Source organism: Pacificibacter sp. AS14 (genome assembly GCF_038899935.1).
Classification (GTDB): domain Bacteria; phylum Pseudomonadota; class Alphaproteobacteria; order Rhodobacterales; family Rhodobacteraceae; genus Celeribacter.
Genome location: NZ_JBBMQI010000003.1, coordinates 186,480 through 205,951, shown reverse-complemented (window position 1 = coordinate 205,951; position 19,472 = coordinate 186,480). Strand labels below are relative to the sequence as shown.

Here is a 19,472-nt window from a genome sequence, read left to right as displayed (position 1 = left end):
GTCCTAAAGTGGATGAAGTTGCCCTTCAGGCACTGTGCGATAGCGCGTGCGAAAAAATCACCGAAGACAGGTTTATTGAGCTCGCGACAGCGCTGATCAAAGCGGGCCAACCGCGCTCAGGAAATGCACTTGATCCTGACATGCCGGGGGCTGAAGAAGAGGCGATAGCGTTGTTTGTTGCGGGCAAACTTGAGGCCGTTGGGCAGACCGTCACCCTGCATGAAAAGACCCGTCATCGCCCCAATGTTTTAGGGCGAATTGGGGGGGGCGATGGACCATCTTTGATGATCAACGATCACCTTGATACCTATCCGGTTGTCGAGCCTGAAAAATGGCACATGACCGATTTCGATCCTTTCAAAGCCACCCGTCACGGCGACCTTTTGTATGGACGCGGCACCTCGGACACGCGCGCCAATATGGCGGCAGCTTTGTTGGCGGTGCAGGTTCTGCATGAACTGGGCGTCACCTACAAAGGCGAATTGATGTGCTGTTTCACCGTGGACGAAGAACGCGATGGTACAGACGGTTCTATATATATGACCGAAGAATTGGGCCTGAAACCGGATTATTCAATCACCGCAGAACCCACGGCTTGGGGTGGACCTGAGGGCCCTTGGGGCATGAGTATTTCGACTGCAAATTCCGGTCACTGTTTGGTCAATATCGACATCACCGGCGTCAAGGGGCACATCTGGCGACCTGACATCGTGGCCAACCCTATTTTGCAAGCTGCCAAGTTGTTGCCTGAGCTGGAAAAAATGGCTTTTGAACATGTGCCGCATATGTTTATGGGCCACACGCCACCCTGTTGTTCTGTGGTCAGAGTGCGCAGTGGGCTTGAAGGCGAAATGCAGTTTTCCCCCGATCACTGCCGCATCACTTTGGCCGTTGTCGGTATTGTGCCCGAGATGACGATGGACAGCGTTTTGTCCGACATTCAATCCGTGTGCAACTCGGTCTGCGGTGGATCCAATGAGATCAGCGTCACAGCAAGCCAAACGCCAGGGTCGCTGTTCGTGCCGGGAACAGAGCCTGTGCCAGACGATCAAGAGCCCTGCGTCACTCTGCGCCGAGTGTACCGCGACATGATGGGCGAGGAGCCTAAAATCAATCGCAAAAATGCGTTCAATGACACCATTCGTTTCCGCCAAGCGGGGATCAATGCGGTGACCTTTGGGCCAGGCGAAGACGGTTGGGCCGCTGACAATGAATGGATTTCGATTCCGAAATCGGTCGCTGCGGCCAAAATTTACGCACAGACAATTGTTCGCATTTTGGGGGTGAAAGCGCCCGCATGATCGAAGAGCCACTCCCAATACCAGACGCGCCAAAACGGTCTTACAAGGTGTCACGCAGTTTGAAACTGTCGACGTTCTCTGTCTGCTTGATGTTTGCAGTGTGGATTTTTGTGACAAGCACGGGCTTGGCCAACAAACTGTTTTTGCCACCGCCTGCGGATGTCTGGGGGGCCTTTGTAAAGGCCTCTGTCAAGGGCTATCAAGGCTCGACATTGTTCGAACATGTGACCGTCAGTGTCGCACGGATTTTGGCAGGTTTTCTGCTAGCCTGCCTCGTTGGCATTCCGCTGGGCATTTTGATGGGCGTTTCAAAAGATGCCCGCGCGCTGCTCAATCCCTTCATTGAATTCTACCGTCCTTTGCCGCCGTTGGGTCTGTATACGCTGTTGGTAATGTGGCTTGGGATTGGCGAAGAATCCAAGCTGGCCTTGCTATTTTTAGCGGGATTGCCGGGGATTATTATTTCGACAATTCAAGCGGTTGAATCTCTTGATCCTATATATGAACGCGCGGCGCTCGCTTTGGGTGCTAGCAAACGAGATCTGTTGTTTCACGTCTATTTGCCCGGTGCGGGACCTATCATTTTGGCAGGCATGCGCATTTCACTCGGCTTTGTCTACACCGTGCTTGTCGCCGCAGAAATCGTCGCGGCCACGGCAGGCATTGGTTGGATGATATGGGACGCAGCCAAGTTCCTTTTAAGCGATGTGGTGATCATGGGGCTGATTGTGCTGGGCATCACGGGCATCGGTTTGGACATGATCCTGCGCGCCATCGGGAACGCTTTGATGCCGTGGATGCGCAAGAGATCGCGGTGAGCGAAACAAACAACACGTCACAGCCAAAACGTCTGGGTCGGCGTTTGGCAAAAAACAAAATGACCCTCAACAAGGAGAGTACCATGAAAAAGACAGTATTAGGCTTTGCGGCAGCAGCTATGATCGCCGGAACAGCAACACAAGCGCAAGAGACACCAGAAGAGGTGACCGTTGGGTATTTGAATCTCGTCAATGCTCAACTGGTGACCAAGAGCCTTGGTCTTGTGCAAAAACACATGCCGGGTGTGAAAATCAATTACATCAAAGTCGGTGGCGGAGGGGACATGCTGCGCGCAATTGCAGCCGACCAGATCGACTTTGGTGGTCTTGGAAATCCGCCCGCCGCGATTGGCGTGGCCCGTGGCCTGCCGATCCAAGGCACAATGGTGTTGAACATGCTCGATTTCGTTGAAGCCATGGTTGTGCGCACAGATGCTGGCATCAAATCCTTTGCCGATTTGGAAGGCAAAACGTTGGCAGCGCCTTTTGGGTCCACAACGCACTACCTTTTGTTGCAGGCTTTGGCGGACGAAGGCATCGATCCTGCCAGCATGAAAATTCTCGATCTGCGCCCCAACGATATCGCTTTAGCATGGTCACGCGGTGATATTGATGCGGCATGGTTTTGGGAACCAAACCTCGACAAGGCCGTCAAAGATGGTGGCAACATTTTCATGACCTCAGGGATCATGGAAAAACGCGGATATCCAACGTGGGATGTTGGCGTTGTAATGAACCGCTTTGCCGACGCTTATCCTGACTACGTTGAAAAATTCGTGGCCGCAGAGTGTGAAGGCATCGATTACTGGATCAGCAACCCTGCCGAGACAGCAGCAATCATCGCGACTGAGTTGGAACTGACTTTGGAAGACGCCACACGGATGATGCGCGGCACAGAAATGGTGCCTTGCGATACGCAGCTGACATCAAAGTATATTGGCACATCCGAGGCGCGTGGCGGGTTTGTTGATACTCTGGAAGTAACAACGGCGTTTCTTGTGAGCCAAGATCGTTTGCCTGAGGCCCCGAGCCGCGAGATTTTCGAAACCTTCTTGCAGCCAAAATACCTTGAAGCGGCTATTTCAGAGTAAATAAAATCCGGTCGCGCGATGCGCAAGACGCGCGGCCGAACCCTCCCAATACCTCAAAGGAATACCCATATGGATCTGTCACCCGTAGCCCTGCGCACGGCCTATGCTGATGGCCGCGTGACACCCGTTGACGTTGTGAAATTTGTACTGTCACGACTCGGGGATGATGACCAAGATAATGTTTGGATCTCTACGGTTGATCCTGAAATGGCTCTTGCCGCCGCTGAGGCGCTTATGCTGCGGATCGGGGACTTGGATGCGCTGCCGCTGTTCGGGTTGCCGTTTTCCGTCAAAGACAACATCGACGTTTCGGGCGTGCCCACGACCGCCGGCTGTCCTGCTTTTCAATATAAAGCAAAAACGTCCGCGTTTGTGGTGGATGAGGCCTTGAAGGCTGGCGCGATCTACATTGGCAAAACCAACCTTGATCAATTCGCTACGGGACTGGTTGGGGTCAGATCGCCTTACGGGACGCCGCGCAATCCGTTCAACCCAGAGTACATCCCAGGCGGATCAAGCTCTGGGGCAGGGGTGAGTATTTCGACGGGCGTGGTGTCCTTTGCCTTTGGCACCGATACGGGCGGATCGGGCCGCGTGCCCGCATCTTACAATGGCATTGCGGGCCTCAAGCCTGCACCGGGTTTACTGAGCCGTCGTGGCCTTGTATTTGCCTGTCGCAGCATCGATACGCCAAGCGTCTTCACCAAAACTGCTGGGGATGCCTGTACGGTCTTTAATGCCGTGAATGCACATGACCCACTTGATGCCTATGGGAGTGCGCCCGCGATCATCAACGGGCAAAAGGCGCTGCCAAGCCGCCCAAAGATTGCGGTGCCGCAAAAATCAGATTTGCAGTTTTTTGGCAATGCCGAGATCGAAACGCTGTTTGAGGCGGCAACGGACCATGCGCAGACGCTGTTCGGACAGGTCAGCGAGGTCGACTTTACACCCTTTATGGACCTCAACGATATCATGTTTTTTGGACCGTTGCTTGCCGAACGCGATGTGTCCGTCGGGGCGTTCATCGACGAGAACTATGATGCAATAGATCCAACCGTGTGTGGGCTGGTGCGCAAAAGCAAGCAAATGTCTGCCGCCGATGCCTATCGGGCGCAATACAAGATATTGGACACCAAAGTCGCAACACAAAGCTTTTGGGATCAATACGATATCCTTATGGTGCCGACCGTTGGCACCTTGGTCACGACTGCGGACTTGTTGGACGATCCTGTGTTGCCGAACTTTAAAAATGGGTTTTATACCAACTACGCAAATCCTCTGGGCTTGAGCGCCATTGCGACGCCCTTTGCGCGCACAAAAAGCGGTGTGCCTTGGGGGGTGACCTTGCTTGTCAATCACAGCAGTTTGGATGATTTGGCCGCAATTGCTGACCAGTTTAGCCATTCCGTCGCTTAAACGCCGAAAGACGCCATTTATTGACATCGCCGCTGCGGAGCTATGACATATCAAACATCATATGCTTCGTAACGCGCTCGAATAGGACCCCTATATGAACACCCTAAAAGCCACCGGCGAGCGGATTTTCCCTGGGCTTGTGATCGCGGGGCTTGTGGCCGTGACGGCGCAGTTTTTGTCTGAGCATTACGGCGCGCCAGCCATGCTTATGGCGATTTTGCTGGGGATTTCGCTGCAGTTTTTGTCTGAAGAAACCCGCACAGAGCCGGGCGTGACCTTTGCCGCCAAGGGGCTGTTGCGGTTCGGCGTGGCGCTTTTGGGCGCGCGGATCAGCGTGGAAATGTTGCAAGATTTGGGTCCGGCTTTGGTGGGTTTGATCATCGCTGCAGTGATCTTGACGATCCTGTTTTCGTTGCTGATCGGGCGACTGTTTGGCCGCGATATGCTGTTTTCATTTCTCACCGGCGGTTCGGTTGCGATCTGCGGCGCATCGGCTGCAATGGCTATCGCATCGATCTTGCCTAAAGGCGAAACGCGTGAACGCGATCTGGTTTTCACCGTGGTCTCTGTGACGGTTTTGTCGACCATCGCGATGATTTTCTATCCTATTTTGGCAGAGCGGTTGGGGCTTGATTTGCGCCAATCTGGCGTGTTTTTGGGCGGCACGATCCACGACGTCGCGCAAGTCGTCGGCGCAGGTTATTCGATCTCGGACGAGACCGGAGATTTGGCCACCGTGGTCAAGCTCATCCGCGTCACAATGCTGGCGCCTGTGGTGTTGATTTCATCGCTGTTTTTGCGCAAATACGCGCGCCCCGGAGAAGCACGCCCGCCGTTGGTGCCCGGATTTGTTTTGGCGTTCTTGATCATCGCGACATTGAATTCATTGCACCTTTTTCCAGAAACCTTGCGCGACTTGGCCTCTGTCGTGTCCCGTTGGGCGCTGCTGACTGCCATCGCTGCCGTCGGCATGAAAACATCAATACCGCGCATCTTGCAGGTCGGCGGACCGGCGATCGGATTGCTTGTCACGCAAACCCTGTTCTTGGCCGGATTTGTACTGATCGGGGCCTTGGTGCTGGGGTGAGGGGGCAGCTGCGGCACGACTGGCCTTGTCGCTCACAGGATGGGACTGTTGCATTATCAGGGGGATTATTGCGATTATTGCTTTGTGACGTTCCGCACTCCTTGATGATGTTGCTTAAGCATAACAGTGCCAAATCACGCATAAGCTTACCAATTTGATGAAAACTGCTTAATGCATCACGTTTCGTGATCGTGCGTGGAGACTTCCGATTTTAAGCGTCACAAGATCCTATCCCAATACATCACCGTTTCAATTGAGCTGACCGTCCGTTTTGGAAAATCAGTGCTGATCTGCCACGCCTTGAGGCACGGGAGGGGCGTGACAACGCTATTCGACAGGGGGGGTGCCCGAGGAGGAGGGCTACGCCTTTGCCCTGTGTCTGGTTCGTAAGGATTAGTGTGCTTTCTATCGGCCCTTAACGGACATGGGCGGCAAGGCATTGTTCTAAGGCGCAACTTTTCGAAGCAGACATTTACAGCGAAGCAGATATTTGCAGCATTGCTGGCTTCGACAAAGGGCCTCCTAAGTCTCAGGTTTATTGGCAAACAAGGCGCGTTGATTCCTCTTCGTGAAAGTCCAAGCAATAAAGCGACTTGTTTTTTGCCCTTGTGCCATTTCGACGACTTTGAAGTCAGCAACCTTGGCTTTGCTTAAAATTCGGTAGAGTAGCTGGAGGTTATCCTTTTTCGACACCAACGAGGTAAACCACAGGCACTGATCGGCAAAGTCTATGCTCTGTTCAACCATGCGGGCGACAAACTTTATTTCGCCACCCGGACACCAAAGTTCAGTGTTCTGACCGCCAAAGTTGAGTTTTTTTGACTGTCCTTTTCCAAGGCTCGCCCACTTACGTTGGGTGCCTTTCTGCGCTTGCTCCATGGACGAATGAAACGGCGGGTTGCACATGGTGACGTGAAAAAAATCGTTGGCTTTGATCACACCGCTGAAGATATTTTTAGGCTCACTTTGTTGCCTAAGGGCTATTTTCAACGCGTTGCGTTCACAAATCTGCCTTGCGGATTTGAGAGCCCCCACATCGATATCGACGCCAGTAAAGCTCCAGCCGTATTCGCTTTGGCCCGTCAGGGGGTACACTAGGCTCGCTCCGGTGCCGATGTCTAACGCTTTGATGTGAGGCCCAAGTGGGATGTTTTGATTATTGCTCTCGGCAAGCAAGTCCGCGAGATAGTGGATGTAATCGACACGACCGGGAATTGGCGGGCATAGATAGCCGCTTGGGATATCCCAAAAATCAATATTGTAATGCGTCTTGAGCAAAGCCCGATTAAGCATACGGACAGCCCTCACGTCTTGAAAATCAATCGTCGTCTGACCGCGTGGATTGCTGATGGTGAAAGCTTCAAGTTCGGGTGTCTGCGCCACTAAACGCACAAAGTCGTAACCTGCGACATGTTGATTGCGAGGATGCAGATTCGGTTTGGTGGTCATGGGGGACGCCTTCATAAATGTTGGTGGACGTCACGCGCAGGACGGTTGGTTGGTATTTGGTCTTCAAGCACAAATAGTAAAATCGGGAACCGGGCAAATCCACCACTGACGCGTGGCCTGATCGTTTGCTCCCTGTGCAGCATCCGACATTCTGAGCTCGAAGTCGACGCTCTCTGGCGCACAGTATTGCAGTATTGCGCAGAGCCAATAGATGCGCCGTCAAACAAGACCCTAAGCAGACATTGACGCAACCTGTCTGTCAAAGGCGGCTTTTGCGAAACCTTGGTCGTCGTTTGGCACTTACCCCAAGTAGTCGATAATCGGGCAATCTGGCCGGTGATCACCACGGCACGATGTGACGAGATGCGCCAACTCGTCGCGTAGGGATTGCAGCTCACGCTGCTTCTCTTCAATCTCTTCAAGTCGTTTTGATGCGATCCGTTTGACCTCGGCGCTTGTGCGAGTTTGATCTTGGTACAATCCCAAAAGTTCGCGACATTCTTCAATGGTAAATCCAAACGCGCGTGACCGGCGTATAAAGACCAGTTTGCGCACAGTCACATCGTCGTAAGTACGATATCCTGCGGTAGACCGTGCAGGCGCTTTGACCAGACCTATATCGGCGTAATAGCGTACCGTTTTGACGGACAGTCCTGCCGCCATTGCTGCCGAAGAAATATTCATAACGTGCTCCCTTGACCTTCCATCTACTGGAGACCCTATATTGTGTACATTAGGCAATCAAGGGCGCGAGACGCCTAGCTAGGGAACACGCACAATGTCAAACCAAAACACCACCAAAACCGCCACGCTTTACCGCATGGTCATGACCGACCACATGTGTCCCTACGGGCTCAAATCCAAAGACCTGTTGGAGAGGAACGGCTTTCACGTGGATGACAGACACCTAACCAGCCGCGACGAAGTCGATGCATTCAAAGTCGAACACGATGTCAAAACCACACCGCAGATTTTTATCGACGGCACACGGATCGGCGGGTTTGATGACCTGAGTGCCCATCTCGGAGCACCCACAAAACCCAAGGACGCGACAACCTATAAACCGGTGATCATGCTGTTCAGCGTTGCGGCTTTGATGGCTGTGGTTGTCACTTGGCTGAGCCTTGGTGCTGTGTTCTCGGGTCAGACGCTGGAATGGTTTATTTCAATCTCTATGGTGCTCTTGGGATTGCAAAAGTTGCAAGATGTTGAGCGTTTCGCGACGATGTTTTTAAACTATGATCTCTTGGCGCAACGCTGGGTGCGCTATGGTTATATCTATCCCTTTGTCGAAACGGGTGCAGGTCTGTTGATGATGGCGGGTCTGTTGACGTGGATCTCTGCACCTGCTGCGCTGTTTGTGGCCAGCATTGGGGCTGTGAGTGTCTTTAAGGCTGTCTATATCGACAAACGAGAACTGAAATGCGCTTGTGTTGGTGGCGACAGCAAAGTCCCGCTGGGATTTATCTCGCTCACAGAAAACCTGATGATGGTTGGTATGGCAATCTGGATGCTCTCGAAACTGTGATCGGTTAAGGTTTGACCCTCCCCTAAGGGGAGGGCGTAACACAATGCAAAACAACATGAGCTAGAGGCCACGATGAAACCAGTACTTCTAACTGCCGCTGTCGTAATCTTCGGTGGATTGGCCTATGTCACTTGGCCCGCAGCTGAGCAAAATGCGCAAGCCTCGTCCCAAGGCGACATCGCTGGGATCGCTTTGGTCAAAGTCGTTTTACCAGATGCGCTATCCTCCAATGCAAGTGTCGGAAAACGTGCGTTTGATGCCAAGTGCGCGGCTTGCCACGGTGAAAACGCCGCTGGCCAAGATGGGATTGCGCCACCGTTAATCCATAAAATCTATGAGCCTAACCACCACGGCGACGAGAGCTTTCAGATCGCGGCAGCCAACGGCGTGCGCGCGCACCATTGGACATTCGGAAACATGCCTCCAGTCGAAGGCATCACACGAGGAGACGTGACAATGATCGTCGCTTATATCCGAGAATTACAACGCGCCAACGGGATCAACGGCTGACCTACATTCAGTCGACGTGGTCAGAGCGAGAACGCGTCCCGCCTCGGAGCAAATCGCGTCACAATGACAGTTGTCTGAAAAGACCGAAGCTTCGGCAAAATATCCGTTCGACTGCGCGCCGATCCCACCACCGATTGGACGCAGGTAAATATCGGTGCCCTGCGGGTTCATCTCGTTGGTATGGACAATGTCATGACGAAAGCTGCGGTTGAAACCACTTTGGCGAATTACGCAGTGTCGCTTTCGGCGGCAGGAGGCGCCCCCAACAGCCATGTCTGTTCAACGCATGGTGTCGGCCCATGGTCCAATGCTGCAGCAAAAAACGGGAGGATCAGTTGCAACTGATAACCAAATAAATGGCCCTTATTGCAAATCGACGCGCACGACCCTAAGCCGACCTTTGCGCACAGCGCCACCAAGGTCGGATTTGATCTCCCTTTTTTGGATGCTGCAAAATGTACTCGGGAGCCAGAGTCTTGTTTGCATGTTCCCAATGCCTCGCGCCCAAAGCTTAGTAGGATGATCGCAGAGGCATTTCACCTTTGATGGTGCGCATATACGGCCAGCCAAAAAAGTGCTGGCCGTATAATGATTTTAGGACCTACATATCGGTCATATTGCTGCCGCCCGAAGCAGGTTTATTTGCGACCATGGCTTCCGTCGTAATCAAGAGCCCTGCAACTGATGCGGCATATTGAAGTGCGATCCGCACAACTTTGGTCGGGTCGATCACCCCCGCTTTCAGCATATCCCCGTAGCGCTCTGATTGTGCGTCATAGCCAAAGGTTTTGTCCGCATTCTCCGCGATCTTGCCAGCAACAACGGATCCGTCAACACCCGCATTTTCAGCAATTTGGCGCAGCGGCGCTTGGAGTGCTTTGCGGATAATCGCTATGCCAGCTTGCTGATCAGCGTTGTCGCCTTTGAGGCCCACAAGCACTTTGCCTGCATGCACCAATGCGACGCCACCGCCGGGCACAACGCCTTCTTCGACGGCCGCGCGCGTTGCGTTTAATGCGTCATCGACACGATCTTTGCGCTCTTTCACTTCAACTTCGGTGGCACCACCGACTTTGATGACAGCGATACCGCCCGAAAGTTTCGCCAATCGTTCTTGCAGTTTTTCTCTGTCGTAATCAGATGTCGTGTCTTCGATCTGAGCACGCAGCTGGATCACGCGGGACGCTATGGCAGCTTTGTCGCCCGCCCCGTCTACAACTGTTGTTGTGTCTTTGGTCATCGTGATTTTCTTGGCCGTGCCAAGCATATCCATCGTGACGTTTTCTAGTTTGATGCCAAGTTCTTCTGAAATAACGGTGCCACCCGTCAAGACGGCAAGGTCTTGTAGCATCGCTTTGCGACGATCGCCAAAACCGGGCGCTTTGACGCCAGCCACTTTCAAGCCACCACGCAGTTTGTTGACAACAAGCGTCGCCAGAGCTTCGCCAGCGATGTCTTCGGCGATGACCAAAAGCTGTTTGTCTGCCTGCATGACGGCCTCGAGCAAGGGCACCATCGGTGCCAAAGAGGTCAGTTTTTTCTCGTGAAGCAGAATGACGCAGTCATCTAAGGTGGCTGTCATCTTGGACGGGTCTGTCACAAAATACGGGCTGAGGTAGCCGCGATCGAACTGCATGCCCTCGACAACTTCAGTCTCGGTCTCAAGGCCTTTGTTTTCTTCAACAGTGATGACGCCTTCGTTGCCGACCTTTGCCATCGCGTCTGCGATCTGTTGACCTATAGCGACCTCGCCATTGGCGGAAATTGTCCCGACCTTGGCGATTTCTGCGGTGTCGGCAACAGGGCGTGACATCGCTTTGATCTCGGCGACAACTGCGGTGACGGCTTTGTCGATACCGCGTTTAAGGTCCATCGGGTTCATGCCAGCGGCGACAGATTTCATACCCTCTTTGACGATGGCCTGCGCCAGAACGGTCGCGGTGGTTGTGCCGTCGCCAGCTTCGTCATTGGTGCGTGAGGCGACATCTTTGACCAACTGTGCGCCCATGTTTTCAAAGGGATCAGACAGTTCGATTTCTTTGGCAACGGACACGCCATCTTTGGTGATGCGGGGCGCACCATAAGATTTGTCGATCACCACGTTGCGCCCTTTGGGGCCAAGCGTGACTTTGACGGCATTGGCCAGTGTGTCGATGCCTTTGAGCATACGGTCACGAGCGTCCGTGCCGAATTTTACGTCTTTTGCAGACATATGGGTATTCCTAAATGAAATTTATGGGGAAGGTGCAGCGTCGATCAGGACATGATGCCAAGAATGTCGCTTTCCTTCATAATCATCAACTCTTCGCCGTCGATCTTGATTTCGGTGCCGGACCATTTACCGAACAAAATTTTGTCGCCAGCGGTGACATCCATAGCAATGCGTTTGCCTTTCTCATCCTTGGCGCCTGCACCAACAGCGACGATTTCGCCCTGCTGTGGTTTTTCTTTGGCAGTGTCAGGAATGATTAAGCCGCCCGATGTTTTTTCATCGCCTTCGATAAGACGAACCAAAACGCGGTCATGGAGTGGAGTGAACGACATGGAAATGCTCCTTTTGAGATTTCCGAATGGGTGGCATGCGTAGAGACGCATTGGCACTCGCCACACCTGAGTGCCAATGTATGAGAAGTGGCTATGAGAAGAGACCGCTACAAGAGGCAAAAGAGTTTTATTTCTTCTGGCTGATTGTTCCAAAGATCGGATCTGCTGTCGTCGACCTCAAAGCCTTATTTTACTTTTTTCCATGGAATGTCCTTCCTGAATGCAGCGACCCAGTGCCGAAATGGCAGGGAGGGGCTGCGATATGCGCCGGTCGCATATCAAAGGCGCGGCGTACTTCCAGAAGGGGCGAAAGAAGCGCTCGTGTTTTTAGGGTGCGCTGATACTACGATCAATACCGGACAGTTCGTCCGCCATTTGCAACAAACGGCCTCGCAGCAGTTTGATCCCCAAGCAAGGTTTACCCTTAGTTTTTTGTGGCCACGTCTGCGCCCATGCACCCAACTAGTCTAAATTGATAGGAAAGTGTGCCGCCGTCTCAATTGGTTCAGAAATGCTTGATGTTTAGCACTCCAAATGGGTTGTTTTCGATTATGGTCGAAGACAACCCATGTAATCCACCTGGACTAGAACCTATATCATAATTGTGTTGCAAGCATCATCGCGACGTCAATCCACCAGCTTTTAGGTCTTCGCTTTCGGGACATCATCTGACCATAATCCAGCCCGCGTGCCTTCGCTCAACGCTATGACAATGTGATACATCAGCCGCGTCAGGCCTTCATCCCATAGGGTGTTCCCGTCCGCATCTATCTGATTGATGAAGACCGGATGCTTTGCAAACCAGCCCTCGAACATGAGGCATAGTAAGCGCTGGGCGCGTGCGCCAACCTCTGGCTCGCCGGCTCTGTGACGTGTCGCTAAGATTTTGATTGCTTCAGTTTGGGGCCACATCAGAAAACTGTTTTCAACCAGATCTCCATTGGCTGAGACCGCATCAAAGGCCGCGCCCTTCAATAGGCCGTCCTGCGCAAAGCCGTAGTTATCGGCAAAACGAATAAGCGGTTTTGCCCCCAAGCGGAGGCTGTCATCATTGGCAAGCTCGGCTTCTTCCACCAAAAGCCAAGCCCATTCGCACTGATGCCCAACCTCACGACGCAGGCCTGCGGCATCTGGTAAGGGGTTTAGATCGGGGGTCAGAAACTCAGCAATACTTCCGCTTTGTCCGTCCATGAAATACTGTAGGCCTGTCGCACGCAATTGCGCGGCACGGGTCAGCCAGATGTCGTCATTTGTCATGCGAAAGGCCTGAAGACAGGCTTCAAACAGGTGCATATGTGGGTTTTGTGCAGGCCCGTTATTCGCGCCGCTATCATCGTTACGCAGTAATCCCGTGGCTGGGTCTGTCAGGTGCGCTTCAAGTGCACTCCAGCAGTCATCAATCAAGGTGACGACCTCGTCTGATGGTGCGATCTTGTTCCACGTCACCAGTCCAAGAATGACAAAGGTCTGATCGTAGCTGCGAGCGTGTTCGTCTTCGATGGCACCGGTAAGGCTGCCATCGCGCGCTGTCATGCAGCGATACAGTCCGGGTGTCTTTTGAAAGTGCTTCAGAAAGGTGACCTGCCCTTTGGCCGCTGCGATCAAGGATGGGTCGCCTGTCACCAGTGCGGCATGTGACAAGGTGAACAACGTGCGCGCCTGCGCCAGAAGTGACTTTTTCGCGGTCAAATCAGGCTTGCCGTCAGCGTTTAAAGCGTCAAACACGCCGCCTTGATCGTCTTGAACTCGTGCCAGCCAGTCGGCAAAGAAGGTGCCCCAAAACCACTGAGACCAATATGTTGCGTCTTTTGTCATCGATTAGTCCCTCTTCGAACGTTCTTATATTTAGCAATTGCGGCAGTCAAAGCGTCAGCTCTTAAAGTGTTTTCGCACTATAGTCTGATTTTACAAGTGGCTATAATTATGACCCAGAAAAGGCCTCTGAAAAGGCCCGTATCCGCGCCGCGTTAACACCTTGATCACTGCGTCCGACCCGAGAGACGCTACGGATGTCAATGCGGCTGCCGTCTAGCAACGGCATGACAACGACAACCACGTCATCGGCAAAGTAGAAAACGGGCGTACGCGCTGTGGCTTCGAACCGAAAGTTTTCGTCCTGCTGTGCCGCGACAGTCCAACCCATTTCGTCCGCGATATTCAGCGCGCGTTGATACGCATCAGATGCCGACAGGTCGGTCACGATGGGGGCAATGTCGGGATAAGCCTCTGCTTGGAGTGCGGCTGTTTTTTCACCACTGTACACGAGGCTGTTTTGGGCGCCGGCACGGGTGTCGTCCAATACAAGAAACGCTGGTGGCGTCTGAGTGTCTGTCGAAATATCGTGAATGGGAGGCGCGCGGACGGGTGGGTCGAGGGTGGCCCATGCGATCGGCGTCAACAGGGCTGCACCAATTGCCAAGGCAATACTGGATAAGGCAAGCCCTTTGCGTTCTTTTCTGACGATATGGACTGTAAATGCGGCCAAAGCTGCCCCAGCTGTGACATAAGCAATCCAGCTATAGTGGGTGCGGTAAAGCGCAAACCCTTCAATTGGCGCCCATAGGCCAAATCTTGCACCGAATATGATTGTAAGGACTGCGATCACGGCCAAGATCGCGACAGTCAACGAAATTGCCCCCAGAAGACCCCATAGAGCTGAGCGAGCATCACGGGAGATTTGTCTATTGAATTGGGTCATTCTTTCCTCATGGATTGCATCGTTTATAACTCAAACAGTGATAGAACATTTTTAAGCTGAACACGTATCTTCTAAGACGCTTCTAACGGTTCCCTGACCTTCTGCGCAACCGAAGGTTGGTTTCATGCCGTTAGACGAATTGCTCAATACCACTTTCTTGGCGGCGGCTTTTGATTGTTGCGGCTTCTTCGTTACCTAAATTTCTCAACCAATAAGATGACAAAAAACCCTAAGTTATGAAAGTCCTCAAATTTATCCCAAGGGTGCAGATGTGAAACCCTGTCCCCTGTCAGAGTTTTTGGAACCGAAAAGGGCCTAAAATATCAGTATGTGTGGCTCATCTGGCTGTATGCGCTTTGGGGCGCGTTGTTTGAGATGCAAGCAGCGCGTCTTGAGTGTTTTTCGTTTGATGTAAGGTTTTGATTGTTAATCAGAACAAAGGAAGATGAACGATGCAGCTGTTTCGGAAGCTATGGGCAGATCAGTTGCAAATTATGCCCGATGCGGCCCTATTGCCTTCCAAAACGTCGTGAGTTTCCCATACTGAAAGGCACTGTGTTTTTTTTGCGTCTGCTAGCAAATGCCATCCAATACAACGCAGCTTTCAAGGATTTTTCCCTCAAACACGTCAACAAGACCCACATCGCTCAGGCGTGGCCCAGCGTTGCAAACCAAAGACGCGCCAAACAGCGCTTTGAACACAAGGTAAGGCGGCTGCCAATCGACCAACGCGTCAAGTGCGGCGCGCAGATCGGCAAACTCCTTGGCCACGACGGCAAGCGGTTTTTCACTGATCAGACCAGCAACTGGCAGCATCAATGTTGCCATAACTTCGCCATTTGCCACAACCACCAGCCCGCCTTGCATATCGCGCAAGGTATTGGCCGCCAGCGTCATATCGTCAGGTGAGCGCCCGAAGACGGTCAGGTTATGGCTATCGTGGGACACAGTCGTTGCAAACGCGGCTCTCCAAGTCCCCCAGTTTTCCATGAAAGCGACCCGTGTGGGCGCGCCGATACCGTAGCGATTGCAAACCGACATGCGGATCATGTCATCGGGCAGCCGAAGTTGCCCATCTTTGACATCGACATCACGCGTGCCCCATTCCGGAAACCGTGGCTTAGATAACGTGGCGATACGGGCCATCGGGCCTTTGGCTTTCACTTCGAAATCTGACGGCTCAAAGGCTTTGGTCTGAACTGTGTTCAAAATTGCAGGCAGGGTAGGTGTCTCAGGGACCGGTTCGATCAGGCCGTCTGCATTTGCTGCTAACGTGCCGCCGACAAAGACATGCGAGGCTGTGACCTTGTGCAGATCGGACAAAATCACAAAGTCGGCCATTTTCCCTGGAGCAATAAGACCGAGTTCAGGTCTGCCAATACGGCTGGCAGCATTCAATGTCGCGGCGCAGTAAGCCCAAGCGGGCGGCATGCCGTTTGCAATCAACATTGCAATCACATGGTTCAACCCGCCTTTTGCGTGCAAATCGTCAGGGAAAACATCATCCGTGCACAGCGTAACTGTTTGTGGCAGATGGCCCAAATCGATCAGCGCTTGGGTGAATTCTGGAATGAGATGCGGGTGTGAACCGCGCAGCTCAATCGTCATCCCAAGCTCCAATCGGGCGATGAGATCGGCGGCTGAGGTCAATTCATGATCCGTCTCGACGCCAGCGGCGGCATAAGCGGCCAGATCCCCACCTGTCAGGCCGCGACCATGACCGCAAACCCGTTTGCCACTGGCAAGACCTGCAGCGACAATCCCTTGCACACGCGGATCGCCGTCGAGCAATTGATACATTGTCATCAGCTCAGCTGCACCGTGGATGTCAGGACGAGCCAGCAGTGAGGTGACCTCAGAGGGCCCAAAGTCCCCACCGCTTTGTTCAAATTTCGGCGCAGATGGCACGCAGGTCGGCGCGAGTGGCAAAATTCGCAGTGGCAGCGCTTTGGCAGCTTTACAGGCGTAATCGACGCCGCTCAGCCCTGCGACATTTGCCAATTCATGTGGATCCCACAGCGCCGTTGTCACACCGCGAGGCACCACTGCACGGGCATATTCAGCGGGCGTCACCATTGAGCTTTCAACGTGCATATGCGTATCGATAAAGCCCGGCACAACATAAGCCCCAGCTGCGTCTAGCTCTGCATGGGCTTTACGCGCCGGGTCTGGCGCATGAACGCTGGCAATCAACGGGCCTATGAGGCCAATATCGACCGGCCTTTCGCGACCTGTGATCAAATCGAGCATCATCCCATTGCGCACCAGCATATCAAAAGGACGCAGACCGCGCGCGGCCTTGACGGCTTCGGCGCGCAAAATGGGATCATTCAAGTTCGGTTTAGTCGACATTGGTATGGTTCCCAAAGAGTGAATCTAAGCAGGCTTTTACAGCATCAAGCGTTGTCCCTACAACACGGCGCGTCGATCCAGTCTCATTTTGCTTGAAGGTCGTTTTGCCGTAGGTTTCATCCGCAGTTGTCGAGACGCTCATATCGCAGCGTTCAAATGCGAAGGCTTCTGGCTGACAGGCGACAAGGGCGGCCACGGGATCATAGATCGCCATGTGGGAGCGTCCTCTGTTTAGCGCAATGTCTAGATATCCGCCCAACAAATCGGAGGTCAGCGCATCGCCGTCTATTAGGTGGTCTGCCCCAAAGGTGATTGTGCGGCAAAACATCAGATCGACCACATCCATTTGAATGCCAGCCCCGGCGACAATCGCTGCGGCTTCGGGGTCAGCTAAGGCGTTGAATTCTGCCTGCGCTGAATGATTGCCAGCGCCATTGCTGCCACCCATCCAAACAATGCGGGTGATGCTGGCGGCTAAATCAGGCGCGTCTTGCACCAAACGCGCGATGTTTGTCAGCGGACCTATCGCCAATATGTCGCGTCGCTCGGTGCCTTTCGCCGATCTAAGCCATGCTTTGAGCGCCGTGTTTGCATCCTTTGCTTCAACCTCGCCACTGCCAGCGGGTAAATACTGACCTCGGCTCAGCATGCCGCGTGGCCCTAAAATGCGTTCGGCCGTTTCCGTAGTTCGCAAAAGTGGGCGATCTGCACCTATGTAAATCGGCGCATCAAACCCATAGGCTTGGCGGGCCCCACTGGCATTTGAGATGACCTGCGCCAGCGGCGCGTTGCCCGCAACGAGCGAGATACCAGCGACTTGCCCCCCCAAATGACGCAACACAAGCAGCGCCCAGAGATCGTCAAAACCAAAATCTGTATCGACCCAAAATGTGTTCATCGGGCGAGGGGACGTGCAGTGGTTTCGGGAAGGTCAAAATTGACGACTTCGCCCAGCGGCACTTCAGCGGTTTCAATTGGCGCATCCGCTTTGATCGGACCCAAAGGCGTATCGATCACGTATTCGCGGTGCCCGCCTGCAAAGCTGCTGGCCGACACGCGACCACTGAACGGGCCTGTGCCGACCACAACGCCGCTCGGGCGCCAGCCGAGCATCGGAGTGGTGGCGGTGAACCCCAATGGCAATGCCCCAGAATCTGAAACAAGGTTGCCGTCTTGAACACTGAAAATGTTTTCAAACCCCATAAATTCGGCGGCAAAGGCCGTGGCCGGTTCCGCGTAAAGTTCATGCGGGGTGCCAAGTTGTTCGATTTTGCCGTCTTTCATCAACACAATTCGGTCTGCCAGCGCCAAGGCTTCGGCCTGATCGTGTGTGACGAAAACCATTGTCACACCGGTTTTCTTTTGAACGCGTTGTAATTCGGTGCGCATTTCCAAGCGTAGCCGTGCATCAAGGTTCGACAGGGGTTCATCCAAAAGCAGCACCTTTGGTTCCATCACCAAAGAACGTGCCAAGGCCAGACGTTGCTGTTGGCCACCGGACATTTCTGCAGGCTTGCGGGTTTCAAACCCGGCCAAACCCACGGTGGCAATACCGGCTTCAGTGCGTTTGCGAATTTCAGATTCTGGCATCTTTTGCAATCGCAACCCAAAGGCCACGTTTTCAAAAGCACTCAGGTGCGGGAACAGAGCATAGGATTGAAACACCAGCCCAATGCCGCGTTTGTTTGCGGCGACCCGCGTGACATCGCGCCCATCGATCGAGATGCTGCCCGAGGTTGGCGTGAGCAGGCCAGCAATGGCGCGCATGGTTGTGGTTTTGCCGCAACCAGATGGCCCGAGCAGGGCGATCAATTCGCCTTCAACCACGTTAAGATTAAGGTTCGGAACCGCAACCGTTTTGCCATAGGACAAGGTGAGATTGGACAGGCTTACAAATGTATCAGACATAGCGGGAAAATCCTAAAAGGCGTTCGGCAACAAAGACGATGGCGAGGGACATGAAAGCCAGCAAAGCCGATAGCGCCGCGACGGAAGGGTCATAGGTGATTTCCATATAGGCGAGCATATCGATGGGCAGGGTTTTCACCCCAGGGCCAGACAAGAACAGCGATACAGGCACTTGATTGAAGCTGGTCACAAAGCCCAAAATGAACGCGGCAAGCACGCCACCGCGAATGTTTGGCAGCACCACTTTGGTGAAGGCTTGCAACCTTGTGCAGCCCAGCAAAACGGCGGCTTCTTCCATGTCAGAACGCAGATTGTTCAAACTGGAGGACACAACGCGCACCGCATAGGGCAACACCAGCGCTGTGTGCGCCAAGAACAGCGCCATGGTCACGGTGAAATCAAGTGGGATGACCAGATACCGCAAAAGCGCCAAGCCGACGATGATGCCCGGCACAATGATCGGCGAGGCCACGATGGTGCGGATGGTCTCGGCGCCCGGCAAATCGTAGCGGTTTAAGGCATAGGCCGCAGGAACGCCCAGCATCAGCGCGGCCAAAGTGCCGAAAATGGCAAGGCCCATGGATAACAGAAAACTTTGACGAAAGCTCTCGATGGTGAACACCTTGAGATACCATTTGAGCGACAGGCCGTCAGGGGGGAACGCCAAGGCTTCGCCCGCTGACATACCGGCGAAAATGATGATGATGAAAGGCCCGATTAGAAACGTCAAAGTGACGGCAATAATGGCCCACGAGGTGATGTTTTTCATA

General features: G+C 53.4%; 18 protein-coding genes. 7 read left to right on the top strand and 11 right to left on the bottom strand.

Features of this window, described 5'->3' with window-relative positions; all coding sequences use genetic code 11:
• The first annotated feature begins 8 nt into the window (after nucleotides 1-8).
• The 5 genes from WNY38_RS05220 (at nucleotide 9) to WNY38_RS05200 (ending at nucleotide 5,713) form a co-directional block, all read left to right on the top strand.
• A complete protein-coding gene (locus WNY38_RS05220) occupies nucleotides 9-1,301 on the top strand; it encodes a M20 family metallopeptidase (protein WP_342856279.1) in 1,293 nt (430 codons plus the stop codon).
• Entirely contained in the window at nucleotides 1,298-2,119 is an 822-nt protein-coding gene (locus tag WNY38_RS05215; protein ID WP_342856278.1) for an ABC transporter permease subunit, read from the top strand. The genes WNY38_RS05220 and WNY38_RS05215 overlap by 4 nt, the downstream gene beginning before the upstream one ends.
• 83 nt (nucleotides 2,120-2,202) lie before the next feature.
• Nucleotides 2,203-3,210, top strand: a complete 1,008-nt coding sequence (locus WNY38_RS05210; RefSeq protein WP_342856277.1) for an ABC transporter substrate-binding protein — start codon at nucleotides 2,203-2,205, stop codon at nucleotides 3,208-3,210.
• A 69-nt stretch (nucleotides 3,211-3,279) separates the two neighbouring features.
• Entirely contained in the window at nucleotides 3,280-4,626 is a 1,347-nt protein-coding gene (locus tag WNY38_RS05205; RefSeq protein WP_342856276.1) for an allophanate hydrolase, read from the top strand.
• Between the two features lie 94 nt (nucleotides 4,627-4,720).
• On the top strand, nucleotides 4,721-5,713 hold the full coding sequence (locus WNY38_RS05200; protein WP_342856275.1) for a putative sulfate exporter family transporter: 993 nt from the start codon (nucleotides 4,721-4,723) through the stop codon (nucleotides 5,711-5,713).
• A gap of 522 nt (nucleotides 5,714-6,235) precedes the next feature.
• Here WNY38_RS05200 and rlmF read toward each other — a convergent pair.
• Together rlmF and cueR are read right to left on the bottom strand one after the other, a co-directional pair.
• The gene (rlmF, locus tag WNY38_RS05195) at nucleotides 6,236-7,162 is read right to left on the bottom strand and encodes a 23S rRNA (adenine(1618)-N(6))-methyltransferase RlmF (protein WP_342856274.1); all 927 of its coding nucleotides are present in this window, start codon (nucleotides 7,160-7,162) and stop codon (nucleotides 6,236-6,238) included.
• Nucleotides 7,163-7,462: 300 nt separating this feature from the next.
• Nucleotides 7,463-7,846 (bottom strand): Cu(I)-responsive transcriptional regulator, encoded by a 384-nt coding sequence (cueR, locus tag WNY38_RS05190; RefSeq protein WP_342856273.1) that lies wholly within the window; start codon nucleotides 7,844-7,846, stop codon nucleotides 7,463-7,465.
• Nucleotides 7,847-7,940: 94 nt separating this feature from the next.
• Here cueR and WNY38_RS05185 point away from each other — a divergent pair, with 94 nt between their 5' ends.
• Both WNY38_RS05185 and WNY38_RS05180 read left to right on the top strand, forming a co-directional pair.
• The gene (locus tag WNY38_RS05185) at nucleotides 7,941-8,690 is read left to right on the top strand and encodes a MauE/DoxX family redox-associated membrane protein (protein ID WP_342856272.1); all 750 of its coding nucleotides are present in this window, start codon (nucleotides 7,941-7,943) and stop codon (nucleotides 8,688-8,690) included.
• 72 nt (nucleotides 8,691-8,762) lie between these two features.
• On the top strand, nucleotides 8,763-9,200 hold the full coding sequence (locus tag WNY38_RS05180) for a cytochrome c (RefSeq protein WP_342856271.1): 438 nt from the start codon (nucleotides 8,763-8,765) through the stop codon (nucleotides 9,198-9,200).
• Here the strand turns inward: WNY38_RS05180 and WNY38_RS05175 are convergent.
• From WNY38_RS05175 to WNY38_RS05135, 9 genes are all read right to left on the bottom strand, one after another.
• Nucleotides 9,171-9,371, bottom strand: coding sequence for a hypothetical protein (locus tag WNY38_RS05175; RefSeq protein ID WP_342856270.1), 201 nt, complete (start codon nucleotides 9,369-9,371; stop codon nucleotides 9,171-9,173). The genes WNY38_RS05180 and WNY38_RS05175 overlap by 30 nt on opposite strands.
• 430 nt (nucleotides 9,372-9,801) lie before the next feature.
• Complete coding sequence (gene groL, locus WNY38_RS05170) at nucleotides 9,802-11,412, bottom strand: chaperonin GroEL (protein ID WP_342856269.1); 1,611 nt, start codon at nucleotides 11,410-11,412, stop codon at nucleotides 9,802-9,804.
• 44 nt (nucleotides 11,413-11,456) lie between these two features.
• On the bottom strand, nucleotides 11,457-11,744 hold the full coding sequence (locus WNY38_RS05165; RefSeq protein ID WP_342856268.1) for a co-chaperone GroES: 288 nt from the start codon (nucleotides 11,742-11,744) through the stop codon (nucleotides 11,457-11,459).
• 642 nt (nucleotides 11,745-12,386) lie between these two features.
• Entirely contained in the window at nucleotides 12,387-13,559 is a 1,173-nt protein-coding gene (locus WNY38_RS05160; RefSeq protein ID WP_342856267.1) for an AGE family epimerase/isomerase, read from the bottom strand.
• A gap of 106 nt (nucleotides 13,560-13,665) precedes the next feature.
• Nucleotides 13,666-14,442, bottom strand: a complete 777-nt coding sequence (locus WNY38_RS05155) for a DUF1499 domain-containing protein (protein WP_342856266.1) — start codon at nucleotides 14,440-14,442, stop codon at nucleotides 13,666-13,668.
• 573 nt (nucleotides 14,443-15,015) lie between these two features.
• Nucleotides 15,016-16,794, bottom strand: coding sequence for an adenine deaminase C-terminal domain-containing protein (locus WNY38_RS05150; RefSeq protein ID WP_342856265.1), 1,779 nt, complete (start codon nucleotides 16,792-16,794; stop codon nucleotides 15,016-15,018).
• Nucleotides 16,784-17,692, bottom strand: a complete 909-nt coding sequence (locus tag WNY38_RS05145; protein WP_342856264.1) for a nucleoside hydrolase — start codon at nucleotides 17,690-17,692, stop codon at nucleotides 16,784-16,786. Before WNY38_RS05145 ends, WNY38_RS05150 begins: the two co-directional genes overlap by 11 nt.
• Nucleotides 17,689-18,702, bottom strand: coding sequence for an ABC transporter ATP-binding protein (locus WNY38_RS05140; protein WP_342856263.1), 1,014 nt, complete (start codon nucleotides 18,700-18,702; stop codon nucleotides 17,689-17,691). The genes WNY38_RS05145 and WNY38_RS05140 overlap by 4 nt, the downstream gene beginning before the upstream one ends.
• Entirely contained in the window at nucleotides 18,695-19,471 is a 777-nt protein-coding gene (locus tag WNY38_RS05135) for an ABC transporter permease (protein WP_342856262.1), read from the bottom strand. Before WNY38_RS05135 ends, WNY38_RS05140 begins: the two co-directional genes overlap by 8 nt.
• Nucleotide 19,472: the final 1 nt, after the last annotated feature.

Bases quoted from the DNA above. Each gene is read 5' to 3' on its own strand.
- WNY38_RS05215 (WP_342856278.1), top strand. From the start codon at position 1,298: ATGATCGAAGAGCCACTCCCAATACCAGACGCGCCAAAACGGTCTTAC.
- WNY38_RS05210 (WP_342856277.1), top strand. From the start codon at position 2,203: ATGAAAAAGACAGTATTAGGCTTTGCGGCAGCAGCTATGATCGCCGGA.
- WNY38_RS05205 (WP_342856276.1), top strand. From the start codon at position 3,280: ATGGATCTGTCACCCGTAGCCCTGCGCACGGCCTATGCTGATGGCCGC.
- WNY38_RS05200 (WP_342856275.1), top strand. From the start codon at position 4,721: ATGAACACCCTAAAAGCCACCGGCGAGCGGATTTTCCCTGGGCTTGTG.
- rlmF (WP_342856274.1), bottom strand. From the start codon at position 7,162: ATGACCACCAAACCGAATCTGCATCCTCGCAATCAACATGTCGCAGGT.
- cueR (WP_342856273.1), bottom strand. From the start codon at position 7,846: ATGAATATTTCTTCGGCAGCAATGGCGGCAGGACTGTCCGTCAAAACG.
- WNY38_RS05185 (WP_342856272.1), top strand. From the start codon at position 7,941: ATGTCAAACCAAAACACCACCAAAACCGCCACGCTTTACCGCATGGTC.
- WNY38_RS05180 (WP_342856271.1), top strand. From the start codon at position 8,763: ATGAAACCAGTACTTCTAACTGCCGCTGTCGTAATCTTCGGTGGATTG.
- WNY38_RS05175 (WP_342856270.1), bottom strand. From the start codon at position 9,371: ATGAACCCGCAGGGCACCGATATTTACCTGCGTCCAATCGGTGGTGGG.
- groL (WP_342856269.1), bottom strand. From the start codon at position 11,412: ATGTCTGCAAAAGACGTAAAATTCGGCACGGACGCTCGTGACCGTATG.
- WNY38_RS05165 (WP_342856268.1), bottom strand. From the start codon at position 11,744: ATGTCGTTCACTCCACTCCATGACCGCGTTTTGGTTCGTCTTATCGAA.
- WNY38_RS05160 (WP_342856267.1), bottom strand. From the start codon at position 13,559: ATGACAAAAGACGCAACATATTGGTCTCAGTGGTTTTGGGGCACCTTC.
- WNY38_RS05155 (WP_342856266.1), bottom strand. From the start codon at position 14,442: ATGACCCAATTCAATAGACAAATCTCCCGTGATGCTCGCTCAGCTCTA.
- WNY38_RS05150 (WP_342856265.1), bottom strand. From the start codon at position 16,794: ATGTCGACTAAACCGAACTTGAATGATCCCATTTTGCGCGCCGAAGCC.
- WNY38_RS05145 (WP_342856264.1), bottom strand. From the start codon at position 17,692: ATGAACACATTTTGGGTCGATACAGATTTTGGTTTTGACGATCTCTGG.
- WNY38_RS05140 (WP_342856263.1), bottom strand. From the start codon at position 18,702: ATGTCTGATACATTTGTAAGCCTGTCCAATCTCACCTTGTCCTATGGC.
- WNY38_RS05135 (WP_342856262.1), bottom strand. From the start codon at position 19,471: ATGAAAAACATCACCTCGTGGGCCATTATTGCCGTCACTTTGACGTTT.